A 20,803-nucleotide genomic window follows, 5' to 3' on the forward strand; every position below is an offset into this window, starting at 1 on the left:
CTGCGGGCCGAACGCTCGGTGGGGTTGTTCAGGGGGTCGTCGAGACGGTCGCTTCCGGTGCGGCCGCTTCCTCGTCGATGCCCTCTTCCCCGAGAACGTCCGTCGCGGTGGAGGGACGGCGCACGAGCTCGACCAGGATGAGGAAGACCACGAGACCGACCGATACTCCGACCACCGAACCGAACGAGACCGGTCGCGTCATGATGAGGATGAGCAGCGCGAGGGCCATGCCGGCGATGACGATCGGCCCGTGGAATCGGTCGATCGCAAGGCCGAAGCGTCCCGTGGACACGCCTCGCCGTTCCCAGGTGTTCCGTACCGCAGCGAACCCGCTCGCCGATGCGCCCCGAAGCGCGACGGCACTGCGGCTCGACCCGGCGATCCAGGCCCACACGGCTACCAGGACGCCGACCAAGGCCAGCGCAGCGATCGTCGAACTGAGCAAGGACGTCACCTGATCGAAGAGGGACTCGGCCGCGGCAGCCGTCATGATCGACGGACTGACCGCCCCGATGAAGAACACTCGGCCGATCCCCATCCCTGCGGACAGGAGCAGGAACGCCACGGCGAGCGCCGCGCTGGTCCAGAACAACGCGCGCGGGCGGTTCCGAGCGATCAGGATCCCCCCGACCACCAGGCCGAGCACGACCCACGGCAGCCAGAAGCCCGCGGCGACCGCGATCTGGTAGACCGTCCGCACCAGCACCAGAGCATCGGCCTGCGCGATGGGGATCGAGCGATCGATCTGCGGGATCAGGTCCGCGAATCCGACGCCGCGTTCCGTCAGCACCGCCTTGACGCGCTCGACCACGAGACCGAGATCGATCGACAGCACGCCGTCGTCTGCGAGCTGAAGCGCGGTGTCCGGACTGTTCTGCATGATCGCTACAGCACGCTCATGGCTGAAACGCAGCGACTGCGCCCAGATGTCGGCGAACTGGTCGGAGGCGACCACGTCATGGATCACGTTGTCGACGAGGGAGGTGAGCCCGCTGGCCGCCGGCGCCTCCAGGAGGCTGAGGGCGGAGGACGCGCGAGGGGGAAGATCCAGCTCCCGCAAGCCGTCGAAGACCTCGCCCACGACCGCGTCGAGGTCGACCTGCTCGTGGATGGCGGCACTGACCTGGTCGGCGACGAAATCCTGAACGTCGGGATCCTCGGCCAGAGGCGCGAACGTCGCCACGAACCTGTCGGCATCGACGAGCTGGAGGCGCGCCCACGTGCCCATCGCCGCGATCGGTGCCATCAACACGGCGACGGCGAGCACGATCCCCGCGACGATGCTCCTCGCCACCGGGCGCCTGCGCTCCTTCTCCGCCGGCGATTTCTTGAGCGCCTCGTTCTCCTGCTCGAGCAGGAGAACGCGGGCACGCAGATCCTCCAGTTCGCTCATGCGGCGTCCTCCTCCGTGTCGCCCCCTCGTGCGCCGGGTCCGGCGCACGCCCCGATCGTCAGCTCAGCAGCTTCTGCTTCGCCGCGACGAACTCCTCCTGCGAGAGGACGCCCGAGTCCTTGAGCGCCGCCAGCTGCTGCAGCTTCGCGACCATGTCGTCGGGCGCCGCTGCCGCCGGGGGTGCCGCTGCTGCAGGTGCAGCGGCGTACTGTGCGGCGGCGTTCTGCGCGGCCGCATCGATCTGCGCCTGCTGCTGGGCGGCCTCGTACTGCTGCTGCTCGTACTGTCCCTGAGCCCGCTGCTGCTGGTTCCGAGACATGGCACCGCCCACGGCCGACGCCGTTCCTGCCACGACGGCTGTCCTTGCTGCCAGCCCGATCAGTCCGGGGCGGCCGAATCTTCTCATTGGCATGTCACTAACCTTCCTGGTCGAGGATGTCCATCATGGCGTTCACGACGGGAGCGGGGACGCGCTCGCTCCGGAGCACCTGCCCGCCTGCGGCCGCGAGGCTCTGCGCGAGAGCGCGGGCGAACGTGAGTTCCAGGACGACGACGGCGGCGGACTGTCCCGGATCGAGGGCTGCAGCGAGCGCCTCCACGTCTTCCTCACCGGCAAGGCCTGCGGCGATCGGCTGGAAGTCGTCCAGCCCGAGATCGCCGTCATCGTCGTCGAGCTCGACGATCTCGACCTCACCGCTCGCCGACTTCGACAACACGACGAAGTCGAGCAACCGGACGACGCCGCTGTCGATGAGGTCGGTCAGTGCTCGGAACGTCGCCGGGTCGGGACGCTCTCCCTCGAACCCGACGAGGTAGAACTCGGCGGGGCCGAATCGGAAGTCATTCATGGATTGTCCTTTCTCACGGTGACGAACCGGACCGTGCGCTCATGCTCGCATCGCTGTCGAGGCGGAGGTCCGCATTCTCACCCCAACCGGGTGAGCGCTCAGCCGTCCGGCGGCTCGGTCTGACTGTTCTGGCGCGGGATCCACACCTTGCGGACGATGATCAGGATCGACGCGGTCAGCGGGATCGCCACGAGCGCGCCGAGCAGTCCGAGGAGGGTGGCGCCGATCATCGCGCCGATGATCACGAGCACCCCGGGCACCGCGGCCGCCTTGCCCATGACACGGGGGGTGACGACGTACGCCTCCACCTGGATGTAGACGAGGTACGCGATCGCGAAGATCAGCGCGGCCAGCGGGCTGACGAACAGCGTCGCGACGCTGCCGATGACCAGGAAGACCAGAGACCCGATCATCGGGACCAGCGTGACGAAGAACGCGACGATCGCCATCACCGCGGGGATGGACGAGCCGACCGCGAACTGGATCACGAGCACGACCAGCGCGTTGATGATCGAGAGCGTCACGCCGCCGGCGACCACTCCCCCGACCGACTGCGTGATCTCCTCCAGCACGTCGGCGAATCGAGCCCGCCGGTACAGCGGGACCAGGGAGATGACCGCGCCCTTGATGCTCTGCAACGAGGACACGAAGTACAGCGTGAGGACGACCACCATGATGAAGCTCGACACCGCTCCGATCACGCCGAAACCCGCTTTGAGCACCCCTCCGGAGATCGCGAGGAAGGAGGACAGCGTGGTGAGCGAGTGGATGCCCTCGGCGACGACGGCCGAGAGGTCGACACCGAGGTTCGCCTCCAGTGCCAGGTACCACTCGCTCTGCTGCATCGCCGCGATGGTTTCGGGTGCCGCCTCGATCGCGGCGGAGACCTGTCGGATCGTCATCGGAACGAGGACGAGGAGGATCACGGCGACGACGGCCAGGAACACGGCGGCGACCACCGCGACACCGGCCGCGCGGCTCATCCTCCGGCGTTCGAGAGCGCGAACGGCCGGATCCAGTCCAAGCGCGAGGAACATCCCCAAGAAGATCGAGATGAGAACGGTGGAGATGCCGGCGATCGTCGCTGCCAGGGCGATCGCGAGCAGGACCCCCACGGCGACGGTGAACCCCGACAGCAACGGCTTCGCCGGAAGCATGAGCTGGAGGCGGGACAGGGGTCGACCGCTCTCCCGCTCCGTCTGCGTCACCGGCTCCGTCTCGTCCACACGGTGCACGTTACGCGCGAGGTTCCGACGGAGCGCCCACCGCCTCACCCGTTCCTGGTGACCGTGCGAGGGTCGCCCGCTAGGGGTGAGCGAGCTCCCCGCCCTCCCGGTCGCGCTGTCACTATCGCGGTACGCAGTAACTCAACGAAAGGGGTCCGAAGTGTCGATTTGGACAAGCTTCTGGGACATCATCTGGTGGTTCTTCTGGGTCTTCGTGTTCATCTCCTACCTGATGGTGCTCTTCAACATCGTGGCGGACCTGTTCCGGGACCACGCCCTGAACGGCTGGTGGAAGGCCGTCTGGATCATCTTCCTCATCTTCGTCCCCTTCCTGACCGCCCTCGTCTACCTGATCGCGCGCGGCAGGGGCATGGGCGAACGCAGCGCTTCGGCGTACAAGGAGCAGCAGCAGGCTGCCGACTCCTACATCCGCAGCGTCGCCGGTTCCAGTCCCAGCGATGAGATCGACAAAGCGTCGAAGCTCCTCGCCGCCGGCACCATCACCCCCGACGAGTTCGCTGCCATCAAGGCACGCGCGCTGAGCTGAAATCGTGCCTGAGGCGGTCGGTGTGACCCTGGAGGCGCTCGGTGACGTCGAGTTCGTCGTCGTGCGCCTCGAGGACGGCCGCCTCAGCCCGAACATCCTGGAGGCTCTGCTTCGACAGGTGGAGAGCGGAGCCATCCGCCTTCTGGACTTCCTCATCCTCCATCGACTGCATGGAGACGATTGGCGGCTGATCGAGATCGACACCGACGAGTTCGCGCTCGCCGGCCTCGGACTCGACACCCCCGGCCTGATCGGCGACGACGATGCGCGGCACTTCGCCTCGCGCCTTCCCGTCGGCACCGTCGCGGCGCTGATGCTCATCGAGCCGACGTGGAGCGAGCGCTTCTCCCGCGACGTCGATCGACGAGGGGACAGCATCCTGGCGATGCAACCGATTCCGGCCGCGATCGCGAACACGGTTCTCGCCACGGCCCTGCAGCACCACTGAGCGTCCCGCGTCGCCGGGTGCGGGGGGCTCAGACCGTGGTGCGCACGGCCTCACGCCGCGAGGACACCCCGAGCTTGCGATAGATCGCCCTCTGGTGCGTCTTTACCGTGTTGATCGACACCGCCAGCTCTCGAGCGATCTCGTGCAGCGTCCGCGCGGTCTGCAGCTGTTGGAAGACATCCCGCTCCCGCTCCGAGAGCGTCTCCACCAGCGAACCGGCGGCATCGTTCGCGAGGCAGCGTCCGATGAAATCCTCGAACTGCGTGCCGAAGTGGACGTGTTCGCCCAGCAGCTTGCGCACCGCCGTCTCGCGAGGCCCGAAGGGAAGCCGGATGTTCTCGCCGGAAGCGACGGCGACCGCCGCCTCGCACAGATCGTGCGCCTCGTCGTGATGACCACCCTGCCGGCGCAGCACTGCAGCCGTGATCAGTGTCGCCGACTTCACGTAGGAGATCTCGCTGAACTGACGGAGCGAGCGCAGCATCTCCAGCGCCGCGGAGTATTCGCCGGCCCGACGCAGGACCCCGCGAGCGCGACGTTGACGACGGGGAGATCCGGGCACTGGATGTACTTCCTGGCGATCCGCATCGCCCGATCCTGACGCCCGACCGTCTCCTCGAGCAGAGCGACCGACGACTCCCGGAATGCCGGCCAGGAGATGCCGTGGATCACCTCGAGGGGAATGTCCTGGATGCCGATCGCCGCGCGACGGCACGCAGCGACGTCGCCCGTCTCCGCCGCCGCGTAGGCGGTCATCATGCGCGCGACGCTCGTGAAGGATCGGTCGGAACCCCCGTTGGCGATCACCGTGCCGAACTCCCGGATCGCCTCGGCGAACTCGCCCGACCAGTACGCGACATAGCCCGAGGCCGTCGCTGCGCTCCCTCCGGCGTACGTGCTCCAGGGAAGGGTGGCGTCCTCGACGTCGTACGCGGCGGCGAGGGACACCCGTGCGTCGGTGAGACGGCCGGCCCACGTCTGACCGAAGGCGAGATGCCCGAGCGAGCGCTTCGCCAGTTCGCGGTCCCCGGAGGTCTGCGCCTCCCTGGCGGCGACCGAGAAGTACTCCAACGGAATCATCGGGTTGCCGCGATGACGAATCTCGGTCCAGCCGAGGAGATAGTTGAGCGCCGCGCGATCCCCGAGTTCGGTCGAATCCCCCTCGAGGAGCATCCGGCGCACTCTGGCGCTCGCCTCAGCGACCTCGGTGCGTTCATCCGCGATGAACAGCCGGGCGATGAGCAGGACCGGGGGTTCCGCTCCCTCGCACGTCCGGGCCACCGTCGCCTCGGCGCGGCGGAACAGCTCGCGCGCCACACGATGGTCGCCCAACACGTCACTCGCGCAGGCGCGGACGAGGAGGACCTGCGCGTCGTCGGGGGTTCGATGCAGCATCTCCACCGCCGTGCGCTCGACCTCGGCGGCACTCGTCCCCACGACGAGACCGAGCCAATGGCGCAGCAACGTGTCTCTCGCGGTCACGGACTCCCCTGCGCGGAGCGAATGCGCGATCGACGCGATGGGATCAGTCCCCTCGAGCGCGCTCGCCGCACGACGATGGCAGGCGGCGGCGCGTACGGCATCGAGCCGCACGATCTCCGCGCACTGTCGTGCGAACGAGGCGTGCCAGCGGTACACGACCCCGTGCGAACCGTCGAACCGGTCGAGGAAGAGACCGAGCCGTACGCACGTCTCGAGGAGTTCGGCCGCGTCGGGACGCTCCGTGACCGCAGCGGCCAGCTCCGGGGTGAGCTCGCCGCAGACACTCGCGTCGAGCACGAAGTCGGCCACGCCCGGTGGCAATGCGCCGAGCACATGTTCGCGGACGTAGGCGCCGAGAAAGCCCGAAGCGCTCTGCGCCACGGAGTCCGGTCGAGCCCCACCGATCATCATCAGGCGGACGGCGATCGGCCAGCCCCTGGTCTCCTCGAAGATCGTGTCGGCGGCGAGACCGTTCGCCGCCGACGCCTGCAGACGCTCCACCTCCGGCGCCGTGAAGCTGAGGGTCTCCGCGCCCACGAAGGCGTCCGGATGCGTGATCCGATGCCGGGAGAGCGTGACCTCGAGCAGCGTCGTGCCGACGAGGACGATCCGCAGGTTGTCCGGACCCTGCTCCGCGAGCATGCCGAGGAGACCCCGACGCCAGTCCTCCCCGGCGCGCTGCGCGTCGTCGATGATCAGGTGCACGCGGTCATCGACGCCCTCGAAGGCGCTGCAGATCTCCTGGTAGGCGTGACTCGGGTCGTCCAGGTCCCGAGAGATGGCCAGCGACCGCCCTACTCTCTCGGCCCCGACCAGCAGGGCGTGCACGACTCCCTGCGTCAGCCGCGACGGATCGCAGTCGAACGAGCTGAGGCCCAACCAGGCGACCTGCTCGAGCCCGGAAGCCCAGTCAGCGACGGCGGTGGTCTTGCCGAATCCGCTGGGGGCACTGACCACGACCAGCGAGTCCGCCGCCGCTGCCGCCTCAAGCGCGTCGCTCACGCGTTCGCGACGGATGGCGCCTGGTTGCGGTGCCGGCGGTCGGAATCGCACCGTCGGTCCCGGCGTCGTCGAGCGTACGGGGGGCGACATGGCACCAAGGTACTGGCGTATCGGTTAGCCCTTCAAGGTGACTTTCGTCGAGTTCCGCCGTCCGAAGCCTCTCGCTCCGCGTCGCGCTTGAGCGCATCGGCCGTGCGGATGAAGAGGATGATCCAGCTGAAGACGACCGTCCCCGCCACCAGCTCGACCGCGGTGAGCGTGTAATAGCCGACGGCGAAGAACACCGAGAGCAGCAGGATCAGCAGGATGAACACGTAGCCGAGGATGACGAACGTGCGGGAGACACCGGGGATCCATCGCCGGATGGCGACCACGAGCACGGCGTACGCGACGACCATGCCCGAGGCCACGCCCGTGTGCAGCGCGAAGTGCTGATCGACGGGGAACACGCCGACGAGGCCGAGAAAGATTCCCACGATGACGAGGCACGTCCGCACGGCGACCACTCCGCGTGGATGCGTGGTTGGGATGCCCCGCGTGGCGTAGCGGGCCAGCGTCGTCACGAGGATGCCGGCGACGATCAACGTCAGATTGAAGGCGCGCGCCGAAAGATCGTCGGTCATACCGAGGGCACTCAGATTCTCCTTCCACCACTGCGGATCGCTCGCGGTGAGCATGCTCGCGAGGACTCCGAGCACGAGGAACACGGCGAGCACCGTCGCCAACAGCTGCAGATCGAGGTGGGTCGCGGAGTAGTAGGTCACGTACGCGGTGAGCGCCGCGGCGGCTCCGGCCAGCATCAGCACGGGTATCGGATACACCACGGCTCCGAGGAGCCCCTGCTCCATGATCGTCGCCGCGAGCGTCCATCCGAGCAGCGCGATCATGGCATGGGCGAACGCGAAAGCCGCGATGTCGATGATGTCGAGCACGCCGAGCCGCTTCTCCCGCGCGGGATCGGCGGCAATGATCCGCCCCAGCACGAAGACGACGATCGCCGTGACTGCCGACATCAGTGCGACGAACTGGCCGAGCGAGTCGGGGCCGGAGATCGGCGCTGAGCGCAGACCGAAGACGGGGAGGGCGACGAGTGCCGCGAGGATGAAGGCGAAGATCGAGATCTGGAGCCCGATGGCCTCCCGCGCACGCTCTCTCGTCGCTCCGCGCGAGCGTGCGGCCGTCAGCAGATCCGGCGTCGGCGGAGTCGTGGACATGGGCCCAGTGTCCCGGCGGTCACACGCCACCGCACCGCCGGGCTCACCCGCGCGGGGTGACCGCGGCGCACGCGCTGCGACCGGGTCGGCGCATCCTTGTCGCATGAGGCGGATGACCCGGACGAGCCCGAAGGAGCCGCGATCGTGACTCTGGAGGACCTGTTCCCCGACGGCCTCTCCGCCCTGCAGATCGGGCTGGCGGTGCTGTCGGTGCTCGTCGGGTGGCTGCTGTCGCGGTTCGCGCGCAAAGGCGTTCTGAAGCTCACGACCCGGACACCCGGCATCTCGGACTCCGTGGCGCAGCTCGCCGCGCGATTCACCCAGTACGCACTGCTCCTGGTCGGCATCGGGGTCGGCCTGGCCTTCCTCGGCGCGAATGTGCAGCCGCTGCTGGCGATGACGGCCATCGCGGTCGTCGTCCTGATCCTGGTGCTGCGAGGTGTCGCGGACAACTTCGCGGCGGGCGTCCTGATCCAGTCCCGCCAGTCGGTGAAGATCGGCGAGGAGATCGCGATCGACGGCCCGGACGGGGAGATCCGCGGCAAGGTGCAGGAGCTCAACGGACGCGCGGTGATCCTCACCACGGTGGACGGGCGCACGGTGCACGTGCCCAATGCCGCGCTGCTCACCGGCGTGCTCGTGAACAACTCCCGACACGGGGCGCGTCGAAGCGCGCTGGAAGTCAGGATCGCGCGGTCCGACGACCTCGACCTGGACGAGGTGATCGGGATCATCACCGACGCGGCGGCCACCGTCGACGGTGTGCACACGCGCGAGCGCCCGGGTGTGCGCATCAGCTCAGTCTCCCCGACCCGATGGATGCTGGAACTCCAGGTCTGGCATCACCCCCTGCACGGCGCCACCGTCGTCTCCGACACCGTGCGCGCAGTCGCCGAGGCACTGGAAGCGGCCGGCCTGCGCAGCGTGGTGGCGCCGGAGCAGAGCACGCCGCCCCTCGTCCCGCCCGAGCCGTACTGAGCGCCGGCATCCGTCCGCGGTGCCATCCGCGAGGCGAGCGCGATCACCCGCGAGCGACGGCTACGCTGGCCGCGTGACCACCTCATCACCGCCCGGGGGCTCCGGCGATCGGATGCTCTCCCCCAGTCTTCGAGTGCTCCTGGTACTCGCGGCGAGCGTGGTCACGCTGGCGGGCGTGTACTTCGTGCGCGACATCTTCGGACCGCTGGCTCTCGCGATCGTGATCGTGATCATCTGCGAACCCCTCCGTCGCCCGCTCGACCGCCGCGAATGGCCACGGTGGGCGAGCACGACCGCCGTCATCGTCGTCGCCTACCTGATCCTCCTGGCGATGGGCGCCCTGCTCTGGCTCGCCGGTACACAGTTCGCACGGCTCGTCGGCGATCTCGTCTCGGAGGGAGGCCTGGCGAACACCGCCGACGAGTTCATCGCCTGGCTGCAGGCCCTGGGCCTGGACGAGCAGGCCTCGGATGCGGCAGCCTCCGTGCTGGATCCCACCACTCTGCTGGGCCTCGTGCGCAGCATCGGCGGCACCGTGCTCAGCGTCGCGACCGCGCTGTTCTTCGTCTGCGCCTACATCATCTTCATGGCGGCCGACGCGGCACGATACCGGCAGGCGCCCGAACTCTTCGGCGCTTCGAAGGGTGCGGTGATCGCGCGCATCACCCACCTCAGTTCCGGAATCCGTCGCTACTACATCGTCAACGCCACCTTCGGCGCCATCGTCGCGATCATCGATGGCCTGGCGCTGTGGTGGATGGGCGTTCCCGCACCCGTCGTCTGGGCGATCCTCGCGTTCGTGACGAACTTCATCCCGAACATCGGATTCGTCCTCGGACTCGTCCCCCCGGCGATCCTCGCGTACGCGGTCGGCGGCTGGCCGCTCCTCCTCGGTGTGGTCGTCGTGTACTGCGTCGTGAACGTGGTGCTCCAGGTTCTCGTGCAGCCGAAGTTCGTCAGCGACGCGGTCGACCTCAGCCTCACGCTCAGCTTCTTCTCGGTGATCTTCTGGACGTTCATCATCGGGCCCCTCGGCGCGATCCTCTCGATCCCGCTCACCCTGCTGGCACGCGCACTCGTGCTCGAAGGCGATCCGGGGACCACCTGGGTGCGCTGGCTGTCCGGGGATCGCACGGCCGTGCCCACGATTCCGGACCCGGAGCCGGACCCCCAGCCCCGAGGCCGTCTGCGGCGACGGATTCGACGCAGCGTCTGACCTCCCGTGCCCCGATCCACTCCGTCGGAGTATCACCCGAGGGAGGTTAGGCCCTGGTGGCCACCGTCTTCCCGGACTGGGATGGTGGACGCGAACGCGCCCGACCGGGTGCGACGGAGGGAGGCGACGTGCAACGACCACTCGCGGGGCTCACCGGGCGGAACTTCATGACCGAGCTGACCGCGGGTGTGACGCTGCTCGCGATCGCCATCCCCCTGAACATCGGCTACGCACAGATCGCCGGTCTCCCGCCGACCGCGGGGCTCTACGCCCTCGTGGTGCCGACGATCGTGTATGCCCTGGTCGTCTCCTCACGCCAGCTCGTCGCGTCTCCGGATGCCGCGGCCGCCGCGCTCGTCGCCTCGTCGATCGGTGGTCTGGCCGCCGCGGGCAGCGCCGACTACGCCACCCTGGCGCTCGCGCAGGCGATCATCTGCGGGGTGATGTTCGTGCTTCTGGCCGTGTTCAAGCTCGGCTTCCTGGCGAACTTCCTGTCGAAGCCGATCCTCGTCGGCTTCGTGGGCGGCCTCGCGCTCGACATCATGGTGAGCCAGGTGGCGAAGATGCTGGGCGTCAAGATCGACTCCGGGAAGGAGTTCACCGGCAAGATCGCCGATCTCGTGGGAGGCTTCACGACCCTCAACGGCTGGGCCGTCCTGATCTCCGTCTGCTCGGTGGCCGTCCTGCTGCTGGGGCGCCGCTTCCTGCGCGCGGTCCCGTGGGCGCTGATCGTGCTGGTCGTGACCACGCTCGTGGTCGTCCTGACCGGCCTCGATCAGCGAGGGGTGGATGTGCTCGGTGAGGTTCCCGCGGGGCCGCCGGTGCTGACCTGGCCCATGATCGACTGGTCGCTGTGGCTCGCGCTGGTGCCCTCCGCGATCGCGCTCACGCTGGTGACGACGGCGGAGGGTCTGCTCGTCTCCCGCTCCTATTCCGAGAAACACGGCTATCCGTTCCGCGCGAACCGTGACCTGTTCGCGTTCGGCATCTCCAACATCGCCGCGGGGGCGCAGGGCAGCTTCGCGGTGGGCTCCTCGACCTCCCGCACCGCGGCGATGGATCAGGCCGGATCCCGCACACAGTTCCCCGCTCTGATCCTCGCGGCGGGAACCCTGCTGCTCCTCCTGTTCGGCACGGCGCTGTTGGCCGACATCCCCTCCCCCGCGATCGGCGCGATCGTGGGCGTGGCCATCATCCCGCTTCTCGGCGTGCGCGACTTCATCGATCTGTGGCGCAAGGATCGGTTCGAGTTCCTCATCGGGGCGACCTGCTTCCTCACCACGCTCTTCGTCGGTTCGATCGCGGGCATCCTGGTCGCCTTCGTGCTCGCGCTCATCAACCTCGCCAAGCGCGCCTCGCATCCGGCGATCGATGTCCTGGAATCCAGCGGCGACCCCGGCGAGTCCCTGCTCGAAGACGCCCCCGCGGGGAACGTCACCGCCCCGGGAGTGATCGTGATCCGTCTCGCGGCCCCCCTGTTCTTCGCGAACGGCGCCGTCTTCTCCACCGCGGTGAAGGAGGCGATCCGCTCGGCCGGAACGGACTCGGTCCACCACCTCGTCGTCGACATGGAGGCCGTGACCGATGTGGACGTCACCGGAGCGGAGTCCTTCACCGCGCTCAAGGAATGGCTCGCGTCGCAATCCATCTCGCTCGCGTACAGCCGAGTCCGCCCCAAGACGCTGCACCGTCTCACCAGCCTCGGGTTGCTCGACACGGAAGAGGTCTTCTCGACCAACCGCGCCGCGATCAGCCACCTGGCCCCGCCGTCGGCGGAGCCCACGTCCTCAAGGAAAGCAGGTCACTGATGGGCACCGTCATCGGAGAGATCCTCCCGCTCGCCCTCGGCGTGGCGATCAGCCCGATCCCGATCATCGCGGCGATCCTCATGCTGCTCTCGCCGAAGGCCCGCGTCACGAGTGTGGGCTTCCTGCTCGGGTGGGTGATCGGCATCGTCGTGGCGGTGACGGTCTTCACGCTGCTGTTCGCCATCCTCCCGGAGGAGGACCCGGACGCTTCCCGTCCGATCCGCGGCGTCGTGCAGCTCCTGCTCGGGGTGCTCCTCTTCGTGCTCGCGTTCGGACAGTGGCGCAAACGTCCGAAAGCGGGCGAAGAGGCGGCCCTGCCGAAGTGGATGAAGGCGATCGACACGATCACCTTCCCGGTCGCCTTCGGACTCGGCTTCCTGCTTTCTGCGGTCAATCCGAAGAATCTCATCATGGCGGCCGGCTCCGGCACCGACATCGGCGCTGCGGCTCTTCCCGTCGGCTCGACGGTCCTCGTGGTGGTCGTCTACACGCTCATCGCGGCCTCGACGGTGCTCGTCCCGGTGATCGGCTACCTCATCGCGGCAGACCGGCTTCGAGCGCCTCTGAACGCCCTGCGCGGCTGGCTCGCCACCGAGAACGCGGTCATCATGGCGGTGCTCCTCCTGGTGATCGGGATGTCGATGGTCGGAAAGGGCATCGGCAGTTTCTGACCGATGTCCCGCACCAGGCGAACGTGAGACCGACGGTCAGCGTGGTTCGTCGGGTTCGGCAGGAGGCACGGCGTCGAGCGCGGCATCCGTATGCGTCGCGGCGATCGACGCGATCCCGTCTCGTACGGAGACATGCACCCTCCCAGCGGCGGAGAGCCGCAGGAACCAGGGGGTGTGCTCCGCGACCGCCGTCGCCGGTTCCGGAAGCGCAGCCAGGTGCAGGGAGACACCGCGCTGCGCCAGCTCGCGATCAAGGTCTTCGAGGGCGTCGAGCACCGTGATCGTCATGACTTCCTGCTGTCGCAGCCCGAGCACGAGCGCGCGGATGGGCTCGCTCTCGCGATCGACGAGCTCGAGCACTCGGCGCTCGTTGACCAGCGCGTTGGCGGTGTAGAGCCCCCGTTCGAGGTCGACGCCGAGCACCCCGTCGTTCCTGCCCACCACGCGCACCTTCGGCACGTTCAACTCGCGCAGCACGAGGATCAGGGTGACGACGACTCCGACCGCGACGGCCGGGAGGAGCCCTGCCGTGAGCCCGAGGACAGCGACGGACAGGGCGACCCAGAAGTCCACCCGACTGATCCGTGCCCACCGCAGCAGCTCGGGGATGTCGATGAGACCTGCGACCGCCACGAAGACCATCGCCGCCAGGGTCGCCTCCGGCAACAGACTCAGCACGGGGCCGAGGAACAACGACACGAGGAGGGCGAGCACGACCGTCACCACCGTCGCCAGCTGCGACGTGGCGCCCGCACTCCGATTGACGGCGCTCTGCGAGAACCCGCCCGCCGCCGGCATGGTGCCGAAGAACGCGCCGACCGTGTTCGCCGCCCCGGTCGCGAGAAGCTCCTGGTCGCTGTCGACCTGACGATCGGTCGCCGCGCGGAGACTCCGAGCCACCGCTGCGGACTCGAGGAAGGCCATGACCGCGATGGCGAGCGCACCCGGGAGCAACACGGGGATCCGTGCGAGGTCGGGGATGCCGGGAACGGGGAGCCCGCTCGGGACGGGCGCGATCAGGCGGACGCCGAGCTCATCGATGCCCCCGAGCCCGACGAGGAGGATGCCGCCGACCACGACGACGAGTGTTCCGGGGATCTTCGGGGCGACGAGCTTCAGGACGAGCAGCGCGGCGATCGAGCCGACCGACAGGGCCAGTGTCGGCCAGTTCACGCTGTCGAGAGCGTGCCCGACAGCCGCGAGCGACCGGAAGAAGCCATGTCCGGAGAAGTCCTCGCTCTGGCCCAGCAGCGTGGGCAGTTGCCCGACGGCGACCGTTGCGCCGACGCCGATCTTGAGCCCCAGCACCGTGGCGCCGCTGATGTTCTCCACGAGCGACCCGAGTCGACACAACCGAGCGAGGAGAAGGGTCACTCCGACAAGAAGCGTCAGCGTCATGAGGGCGCCGATCGCGTCATCGGCGCCGGCGGCCACGCCCGCGGTGACGAGAGTCGTCGCGGTGAGAGTCGCGATCGTCGACGTCGTCGAGACGCTCATCGCCCGGCTGCCGCCGAGGAACGCATAGACGAGCATCGGCAGGATGCACGTGTACAGACCCACTTGGACCGGGAGATCGGCGATCGTCGCGTAGGCCATCGCTTGCGGGATCACGGCAGCCCCCGCCGACAGTCCAGCGATGACGTCGCGCGCGATCCAGCGGTGCCGGTAGCCGTCGAGCGTGCTGAAGAACCACGACGGTCTTCTCACTGCGCTCACCTGCTTCCGGCGGTCCGATGGCCCGAGCGTACTGCGACCGACCGTGGTCGACGCGAGGATCCTCACCCGCCGCGGGTGGGGTGGCGTACGGCTCACGAGGCGGTCCGAGAGATTAAGTTGTGCACAACTGACTTGTGTGCAAGCATTACCTTATGGCCATGACCGATGAAATGGTGTGCTTCTCGCTGTACTCCGCTGCCCGCGCCACCACTCAGGCGTATCGGGCACTGCTCGCGCCCTGGGGACTCACCTACCCGCAGTACCTCGTGCTCGCGGCGCTGTGGCTCGACGGCGAGCAGACCATCGGATCGCTCGGCGAGGTGATGCGCCTCGACTCGGGCACGCTCTCGCCACTCGTGCGACGCCTCGAACAGGCCGGTCTCGTGGAGCGATCCCGCAGCCGGACCGATGAGCGTGTCGTGACGGTGCAGCTCACCGCGAGAGGGAACGAGCTTCGTGCGGAGGTGGCGCCCATTCATGCCGCCGTCGCCGAAGCCGCCGGTCTCCGCGACGACGATCACCGCCGCGCGCTCATCACCGAGCTGCGGGACATCACCGACCGACTCCAGCGGGTGACCGCCGGCCTCGCCACGTCCGTCGACACGGACGACCCTCGTTGAATTCATTCACACAGGAACGGAACCCCATGCGCGCACTCATCCACCAGACGTTCGGTGATCCCGAGCAGGTCCTCCGGATCGAAGACCGCCCGCTCCCGGAACCGGGCGCGGGCCAGGTCCGCCTCCGGACGGTGCTCTCCCCCATCCACAACCACGATCTGTGGACGGTCCGCGGCACCTACGGCTTCACGCCCGAGCTCCCCGCGGCGTCCGGCACCGAGGCGCTCGGCGTCGTCGACGCGATCGGGGACGGCGTCGACAACCTCGTCGTCGGTCAGCGGGTCGCCACTGGCGGCACATTCGGCGCCTGGTCGGAGTACTTCCTCGCGAACGCGGCCGGCCTGATCGCGGTTCCCGATTCGCTCTCGGACGAGAGCGCCGCGCAGCTCGTCTCGATGCCGTTCAGCACGATCGCCCTGCTGCGGTTCCTCGACGTGGAGCCGGGCCAGTGGATCGTGCAGAACGCGGCGAACGGCGCCGTCGGTCGAATGCTCGCGCAGCTCGGAGCCGCACGAGGCGTCCGCGTCCTCGGCCTCGTCCGCCGTGGAGCAGGAGTCGAGGAGCTGCGGGCGCAGGGCATCGACGATGTGGTCGCCACCGATCAGGACGACTGGCGCGAGCAGGTCGCGCACATCACCGGTGGAGCACCCATCGTCGCCGGCGTGGACTCGGTCGGCGGTTCCTCCGCGGGAGACGTCCTCTCGCTCCTCGCCGAGGGAGGCACTCTCGTCGCCTTCGGGGCGATGAACTCTCCGACCATGGAGATCGCTTCCTCCGACGTGATCTTCACGCAGGCGACGGTGAAGGGCTTCTGGGGCAGCAAGGTGATCCCGCAGCTCGACCCGAGCGTGCGCGGCGAGCTGTTCGGTGAGCTGATCCAGCGGGTCGGCGACGGCAGCCTGACGCTTCCCGTGGCGGGAACCTTCGACGCGGGAGACATCCGCGCGGCGGTACAGGCGAGCAACACCCCGGGGCGCGTCGGCAAGGTGCTGTTGCGCTTCTGATCCCGCGATCCGAGGGCGGGGCCGGTGATGTCGGTTCCCCGCGGCAGAGTGTGGCCATGGAGATCACCCTCATGCAGCCCGAAGGGCTCGTCGCCAGCCCCGCCTTCAGTCACGTCGCCGTCGTGCCGCCGGGTGCGACCACGATCTACGTCGGTGGCCAGAACGGTGTGGATACGACCGGCGCGGTCGTATCCACGGATGCCGCGGAGCAGTCTCTCCGCGCCGTCGAGAACGCCCGCATCGCCCTCGAGTCGGCGGGCGCTGGACTCGCCGACGTCATCAGTTGGACCGTGCTGATCCGTCAGGATGCGGATCTCCGCGCGGCCTACGGCGCCGTCGCGTCGAGGCTCGCCAGAGACGGCGCCCCGCCCCTGGTCACCGCGGCCCTCGTCGCGGGCCTCGGTGTCCCCGGGGCTCTCATCGAGGTGAGCGCGGTCGCCGCAGTCATCCGCGACTGACCCGGAGATCCTCGATCGGAGCCGCCGTGCCCGGAGGAGGAGTCAGATCCTTCCGCGGACCGGCGTGCGCCCGGTGTCGTCCGCGGCATCGGGCATCGTCATCTCCGCGCGCACACCGAGAAGACGGACCTCGCGCTCGGCGTCGAGGGTCGCCGCCAGCGCGAGGGCCGCCGCCACGAACTCCTCACGATCCTCGGTCGCACCCGGCAGCTTCCGACCGAGCGTCTTCGTCTCGAAGGGCGCGTAACGAACCTTCAGATGCACACGCACGACCGGCCTACCCTCGGCGGTGCAGTCATCGAAAGCCTGGACGGCGAGCTCGCGAACGGCCCGCTCGATCTGGTCCGGTGTCGTGAGGTTCTGCTGGTAGGTCGTCTCCCGGCTGTGGCTGCGAGCGACCCACGGCGTGTCATCGACGACGGCAGGCCCCTGACCGGATCCGAGTCCGTGATACCAGACCCCCATCCGCGGGCCGAACTCCTCGACGAGAATCGCCTCCTCGGCGTCCGCGAGTTCCCGGACGGTCGAGATGCCACGTGCAGCCAGACGCTTCTGCACCTTCGAGCCGACGCCCCAGAGATCACGCGTCGGTCTGTCGCCCATGACGTCGAACCAGTTCGCTTCGGTGAGCCGGAAGACCCCGCGGGGTTTGCCGAACTCCGTCGCGATCTTGGCCCGCACCTTGTTGTCGCCGATGCCGACCGAGCAGTGCAGCTCCGTCGCCTCACGCACAGCCTCCTGTGCAGCCCGCGCCACGCTCTCGGGGTCGTCCGTACTCACACCGAGGAAGCACTCGTCCCATCCGACGACCTCCACCACGACCTCCGGCAGCGCACGAAGCGCAGCCATCACGTCCGCGGAGGCGATCTCGTACGCCTGGTGATCGACCGGGAGGAACACGGCGTCCTCTGGGGCCTTGCGTGCCGCGATCTTCAGCGGCATCCCCGAGCCGATGCCGAAGGCACGTGCCTCATACGACGCGGTCGACACGACGGCTCGCTCGGTGGGATCCCCCCGTCCGCCCACGATCACCGGGCGTCCGGCGAGCTCGGGCCGCCGCAGCACCTCGACCGCGGCGATGAACTGATCCATGTCCACGTGCAGCACCCAGTCGGCCATGACACGAGTGTGCCGGGTGAGAGAGCGTCTGTCACCCCGTTCCCGGGCGACCCCGGGCGCGCGTCAGGAGATCGAGACGCCGATCGCAGTCACGATCACGGCGAGCAGAGGTAGCGTCCCCTGCATCGTCGCGGCGCGAGCCTTCGTGCGGTCCGCGAGCACCAGGACGAGTGCGGCGGCGAGCATCATGGCCGTGCCCGCGAACACCAGGGTCAGACCGACCGTCTCGGCTCCCACGATCACGAGACCGATGCCGAGCAACGTCGTCAGCGCCAGGAAGAGGTTGTAGAACCCCTGGTTGAAGGCGAGCTGCTTCATCGTGACGGCGTCCGCCTCGCTGGCGACGCCGAAGATCTTCCTGGTCTCGGGTTCGGTCCACCTCAGCGACTCGAGCGCGAAGATGAACACATGGAACGCAGCGGCAGCTGCGGCGAGGACGAGACCGACGATGAGCATGGGCTGATTCTCTCGTCCGAGAGCTCACCCGGCAAGCCCGCGAGGTCTCCGCGCGTGCTCAGACCAGGAAGATCGGAAGCAGCCCCGGGTTGTGCGCGTGGACGAGCACCGCGAACACGACGGCGTCGAACAGCAGATGCACGGTGACCACGTACGCGAGCGAATGGGTGCGCAGGAAGATGTATCCCTGCAGGAGCGCGAACGGGATCGTGAGCAGCGGACCCCACTCCCGGTACCCCAGCTCCCACAGGAACGAGACGAACACGACGGCCTGGAGCAGGTTCGCGATCACGTTCGGGAAATGGCGACGGAGCAGAGCGAACACCGTGCAGATGAAGAACAGCTCGTCCCAGATGCCGACGGCACCCACTCCGACGAAGAGCCGCGCGATGAGGTCGGGAGTGTCGACCACGGGCCAGTTCTGGTAGACGCCGCTCGTGATGAAGTAGAAGGGGAGGATCAGCCAGCCGAGGACGAGCACCGCCACCAGCCATCCCCATTGGAGCCTCCCCCATCGACGATGGGTCCGCCACGGGAAACTGATCGCACGATCGCGGTACACGAAACGCGAGATGACGTAGGGCACGGCCACCGCGCCGCCGAGAGCCAGCGTGAACCGCAGCATCGCGAGGTTGTCCAACTCGGCGGCCAACGGGATGATGCTGACGATCAGCAGACCGACGGCGATCAGGGAGAGGTCGCGGACGAGCGACGGGGGGCGTTGCTCTCCCCCGCTGACGATCCGGCTCTCGGACGGCCGACGGTGTTCGATCACCCAGGCGGCACCGAGGCCCAGAGCGAGCAGCACCCAGCCGAGCCACGGGATCTCCGCCACGAAGAAGGCAGGAGCTGCGGCGCAGACGAGCCCCGCGGGAACGATACCGGGCCACGTCGCCGCCGCGGTCCGCGCCTCGGTCATGGCCGGGTCCGGCGCCGGTAGACGAGATCGCGGATATCGCGCCCTTTGGCGATGCCTTTACGCTCGAAGGCGGTCATGACGCGACCGTCGAAACGCTCGGCCCACTCGCCGTCGAACGCGCGCTCGAACAGGGGTTCGGCATCGAGCACCTCGCGCATCTGCAGCGCGTAGTCCTCCCAGTCGGTCGCAAGCCGCAGCAGGCCGCCATCACGCAGCGCTCTCGCCGCGGTGTCACCGAAGCCCGGCCGCACGAGCCGACGCTTGGTGTGCCGCTTCTTGTGCCAGGGGTCAGGGAAGAAGATCCACACCTCTCGTGCCGCCCCCTCGGGCAGGTACGACGACAGCACCTCGGGCGCGTTCGCCTCGACGACACGGAGATTGCGCGCACCCTCACGGTCGGCATCGAGCATGGTCCGGGCGAGCCCCGCGCGGAACACCTCGACGGCGAGGAAGTCATCCTGCGGGCGCGACGACGCCGCCGCGACGATCGCGTGCCCTTGCCCTGAGCCGATCTCGACGTACAGGTCGGACTCGCGACCGTACTCCGCCGCAGGATCGAGGCGCGCCTCCGGGTGCACCGAGGTCCAGGCGACGTCGCGCGGGACGTCGAGCAGGTAGTGCGGTCCGAGCTCGGTGAAGGCGCGCTCCTGCGCCTCGGACATCCGACCGCTGCGGCGTACGAACGACACCGGTTCGTCTCGGAAGGTACGGGGTTCGGGCATGATTCCAGGGTAGTCGCCGTGCCCGGGTCCGCCGGCGCACGCGGACCGCACCTCTGTCACTCTGCGGGGGCGGTGACGAAGTCGATGAGTTCTTCCACACGACCGAGCAGCGCGGGCTCCAGATCCCGATACGTGGTGACCTTGGAGAGGATGTACTGCCACGCGCGTCCGGTGTCGCCCGGCGCCTCGTACGGCCAGCCGAGAGCACGGCAGATCCCCGTCTTCCAATCGGTGCCGTGCGGGATCTCGGGCCACTTCGCGATGCCGAGGGCACGCGGTGTCACGCACTGCCAGACATCGACGAAGGGATGCCCGACGATCCGGAGGTGCCGCCCGTGCGGGCCGCGCGCGATCGCCTCGGCGACCCTGGTCTCCTTCGATCCCGGCACGAGGTGGTCGACCAGCACGCCATAGCGTCGCGTCGCCGTCGGCGGCTCGGCGGCGAGCAGATCGTCGAGGAGGTCGATTCCCTGGAGGAACTCGACGGCGACACCTTCGACGCGCAGGTCTGCGCCCCAGACCTTCTCGACCAGTTCGGCGTCATGCTTGCCTTCGACGAGAATGCGACTGGGCAAGGCGACACGCGCCCGCTGATCGGCGACGACGAAGGAGCCGGACGCGGTCCGACGGCGGCCCTGTGCGGGGGCGGACGGGCTGATGAGCCGCACGGGGGCACCGTCGATCAGGAATCCTCCGCCGAGCGGGAAGAGCCTGCGTCGTCCGCGTCGGTCCTCCAATTCGACGTTTCCCGCCTGCACGCGTGTCACGGCGCCGCAGAATCCGTCATCGGCGACCTCGACGACCAGATCGGCCTCCGCCGCGATCTGTGGCACCTGCTTCGCGCCGCGGTCGCGCCAGCCGGTCGCCAGCACATCCGAACCGTACATGTCGTCCATGCCTTCCAGCGTATGTGCCTCCGCTGACGGCGAACGGCGAACCGCTCTCCAGTGCTGTCG

General features: G+C 68.5%; 22 protein-coding genes. 9 read left to right on the plus strand and 13 right to left on the minus strand.

Annotated elements, in window-relative coordinates; all coding sequences use genetic code 11:
• Window positions 1-28 precede the first annotated feature (28 nt).
• The 4 genes from E0W80_RS08930 to E0W80_RS08945 form a co-directional block, all read right to left on the minus strand.
• Window positions 29-1,393 (minus strand): hypothetical protein, encoded by a 1,365-nt coding sequence (locus tag E0W80_RS08930; RefSeq protein ID WP_240740492.1) that lies wholly within the window; start codon window positions 1,391-1,393, stop codon window positions 29-31.
• 58 nt (window positions 1,394-1,451) lie between these two features.
• Entirely contained in the window at window positions 1,452-1,805 is a 354-nt protein-coding gene (locus E0W80_RS08935) for an SHOCT domain-containing protein (protein WP_131492167.1), read from the minus strand.
• 4 nt (window positions 1,806-1,809) lie between these two features.
• The gene (locus E0W80_RS08940; RefSeq protein ID WP_131492168.1) at window positions 1,810-2,241 is read right to left on the minus strand and encodes a DUF6325 family protein; all 432 of its coding nucleotides are present in this window, start codon (window positions 2,239-2,241) and stop codon (window positions 1,810-1,812) included.
• A gap of 98 nt (window positions 2,242-2,339) precedes the next feature.
• On the minus strand, window positions 2,340-3,467 hold the full coding sequence (locus E0W80_RS08945) for an AI-2E family transporter (RefSeq protein WP_131492169.1): 1,128 nt from the start codon (window positions 3,465-3,467) through the stop codon (window positions 2,340-2,342).
• A 160-nt stretch (window positions 3,468-3,627) separates the two neighbouring features.
• Here E0W80_RS08945 and E0W80_RS08950 point away from each other — a divergent pair, with 160 nt between their 5' ends.
• Complete coding sequence (locus E0W80_RS08950; RefSeq protein WP_047520406.1) at window positions 3,628-4,014, plus strand: SHOCT domain-containing protein; 387 nt, start codon at window positions 3,628-3,630, stop codon at window positions 4,012-4,014.
• Between the two features lie 4 nt (window positions 4,015-4,018).
• Complete coding sequence (locus tag E0W80_RS08955; protein ID WP_131492170.1) at window positions 4,019-4,462, plus strand: DUF6325 family protein; 444 nt, start codon at window positions 4,019-4,021, stop codon at window positions 4,460-4,462.
• A gap of 28 nt (window positions 4,463-4,490) precedes the next feature.
• Here the strand turns inward: E0W80_RS08955 and E0W80_RS19360 are convergent, their stop codons facing one another.
• The 3 genes from E0W80_RS19360 to E0W80_RS08965 all read right to left on the minus strand — a co-directional run bounded on the left by E0W80_RS19360 (window position 4,491) and on the right by E0W80_RS08965 (window position 8,160).
• Entirely contained in the window at window positions 4,491-4,946 is a 456-nt protein-coding gene (locus tag E0W80_RS19360) for a helix-turn-helix transcriptional regulator (RefSeq protein ID WP_240740493.1), read from the minus strand.
• Complete coding sequence (locus E0W80_RS08960) at window positions 4,904-6,946, minus strand: AAA family ATPase (protein WP_240740494.1); 2,043 nt, start codon at window positions 6,944-6,946, stop codon at window positions 4,904-4,906. The genes E0W80_RS19360 and E0W80_RS08960 overlap by 43 nt, the downstream gene beginning before the upstream one ends.
• Before the next feature lie 122 nt (window positions 6,947-7,068).
• A complete protein-coding gene (locus E0W80_RS08965) occupies window positions 7,069-8,160 on the minus strand; it encodes a DUF998 domain-containing protein (RefSeq protein ID WP_165875427.1) in 1,092 nt (363 codons plus the stop codon).
• A 144-nt stretch (window positions 8,161-8,304) separates the two neighbouring features.
• Between E0W80_RS08965 and E0W80_RS08970 the strand changes: the two genes are divergently transcribed.
• The 4 genes from E0W80_RS08970 to E0W80_RS08985 all read left to right on the plus strand — a co-directional run bounded on the left by E0W80_RS08970 (window position 8,305) and on the right by E0W80_RS08985 (window position 12,833).
• The gene (locus tag E0W80_RS08970) at window positions 8,305-9,138 is read left to right on the plus strand and encodes a mechanosensitive ion channel domain-containing protein (RefSeq protein WP_165875428.1); all 834 of its coding nucleotides are present in this window, start codon (window positions 8,305-8,307) and stop codon (window positions 9,136-9,138) included.
• Between the two features lie 73 nt (window positions 9,139-9,211).
• Window positions 9,212-10,354, plus strand: coding sequence for an AI-2E family transporter (locus tag E0W80_RS08975; protein ID WP_227991590.1), 1,143 nt, complete (start codon window positions 9,212-9,214; stop codon window positions 10,352-10,354).
• A 56-nt stretch (window positions 10,355-10,410) separates the two neighbouring features.
• Entirely contained in the window at window positions 10,411-12,162 is a 1,752-nt protein-coding gene (locus tag E0W80_RS08980; RefSeq protein ID WP_240740495.1) for a SulP family inorganic anion transporter, read from the plus strand.
• Entirely contained in the window at window positions 12,162-12,833 is a 672-nt protein-coding gene (locus E0W80_RS08985) for a GAP family protein (protein ID WP_131492173.1), read from the plus strand. The genes E0W80_RS08980 and E0W80_RS08985 overlap by 1 nt, the downstream gene beginning before the upstream one ends.
• A 36-nt stretch (window positions 12,834-12,869) precedes the next feature.
• On the opposite strand, the gene E0W80_RS08990 is transcribed toward E0W80_RS08985, so the two are convergent.
• The gene (locus tag E0W80_RS08990; protein WP_240740496.1) at window positions 12,870-14,540 is read right to left on the minus strand and encodes a SulP family inorganic anion transporter; all 1,671 of its coding nucleotides are present in this window, start codon (window positions 14,538-14,540) and stop codon (window positions 12,870-12,872) included.
• Window positions 14,541-14,701: 161 nt separating this feature from the next.
• On the opposite strand from E0W80_RS08990, the gene E0W80_RS08995 reads away from it, so the two are divergent.
• Genes E0W80_RS08995 through E0W80_RS09005 form a run of 3 tightly spaced genes read left to right on the plus strand, consistent with a single transcriptional unit; the run spans window position 14,702 to window position 16,631 of the window.
• A complete protein-coding gene (locus tag E0W80_RS08995) occupies window positions 14,702-15,169 on the plus strand; it encodes a MarR family transcriptional regulator (protein WP_194239209.1) in 468 nt (155 codons plus the stop codon).
• A gap of 26 nt (window positions 15,170-15,195) precedes the next feature.
• A complete protein-coding gene (locus E0W80_RS09000; protein ID WP_131492175.1) occupies window positions 15,196-16,173 on the plus strand; it encodes a zinc-binding dehydrogenase in 978 nt (325 codons plus the stop codon).
• Window positions 16,174-16,229: 56 nt separating this feature from the next.
• A complete protein-coding gene (locus E0W80_RS09005; RefSeq protein ID WP_131492176.1) occupies window positions 16,230-16,631 on the plus strand; it encodes a RidA family protein in 402 nt (133 codons plus the stop codon).
• A 42-nt stretch (window positions 16,632-16,673) separates the two neighbouring features.
• Here E0W80_RS09005 and E0W80_RS09010 read toward each other — a convergent pair whose 3' ends face one another.
• The 5 genes from E0W80_RS09010 to E0W80_RS09030 form a co-directional block, all read right to left on the minus strand.
• Window positions 16,674-17,750, minus strand: a complete 1,077-nt coding sequence (locus E0W80_RS09010; RefSeq protein WP_205802327.1) for a DNA polymerase IV — start codon at window positions 17,748-17,750, stop codon at window positions 16,674-16,676.
• Between the two features lie 63 nt (window positions 17,751-17,813).
• Entirely contained in the window at window positions 17,814-18,206 is a 393-nt protein-coding gene (locus E0W80_RS09015) for a DUF1304 domain-containing protein (protein WP_131492177.1), read from the minus strand.
• Between the two features lie 58 nt (window positions 18,207-18,264).
• Window positions 18,265-19,125 carry a CPBP family intramembrane glutamic endopeptidase gene (locus E0W80_RS09020; RefSeq protein ID WP_131492178.1) on the minus strand — a complete coding sequence of 287 codons (861 nt, stop codon included), beginning with the start codon at window positions 19,123-19,125 and terminating at the stop codon, window positions 18,265-18,267.
• Window positions 19,122-19,847, minus strand: coding sequence for a tRNA (guanosine(46)-N7)-methyltransferase TrmB (gene trmB, locus E0W80_RS09025; protein ID WP_131492179.1), 726 nt, complete (start codon window positions 19,845-19,847; stop codon window positions 19,122-19,124). The genes E0W80_RS09020 and trmB overlap by 4 nt, the downstream gene beginning before the upstream one ends.
• A gap of 56 nt (window positions 19,848-19,903) precedes the next feature.
• Window positions 19,904-20,743: a DUF3097 domain-containing protein gene (locus E0W80_RS09030; RefSeq protein WP_131492180.1), complete on the minus strand. Its 840-nt coding sequence runs from the start codon at window positions 20,741-20,743 to the stop codon at window positions 19,904-19,906.
• Window positions 20,744-20,803 lie beyond the last annotated feature (60 nt).

Origin of the sequence: Microbacterium sp. PI-1 (assembly GCF_004337555.1) — a bacterium.
Lineage (GTDB): Bacteria > Actinomycetota > Actinomycetes > Actinomycetales > Microbacteriaceae > Microbacterium > Microbacterium aurugineum.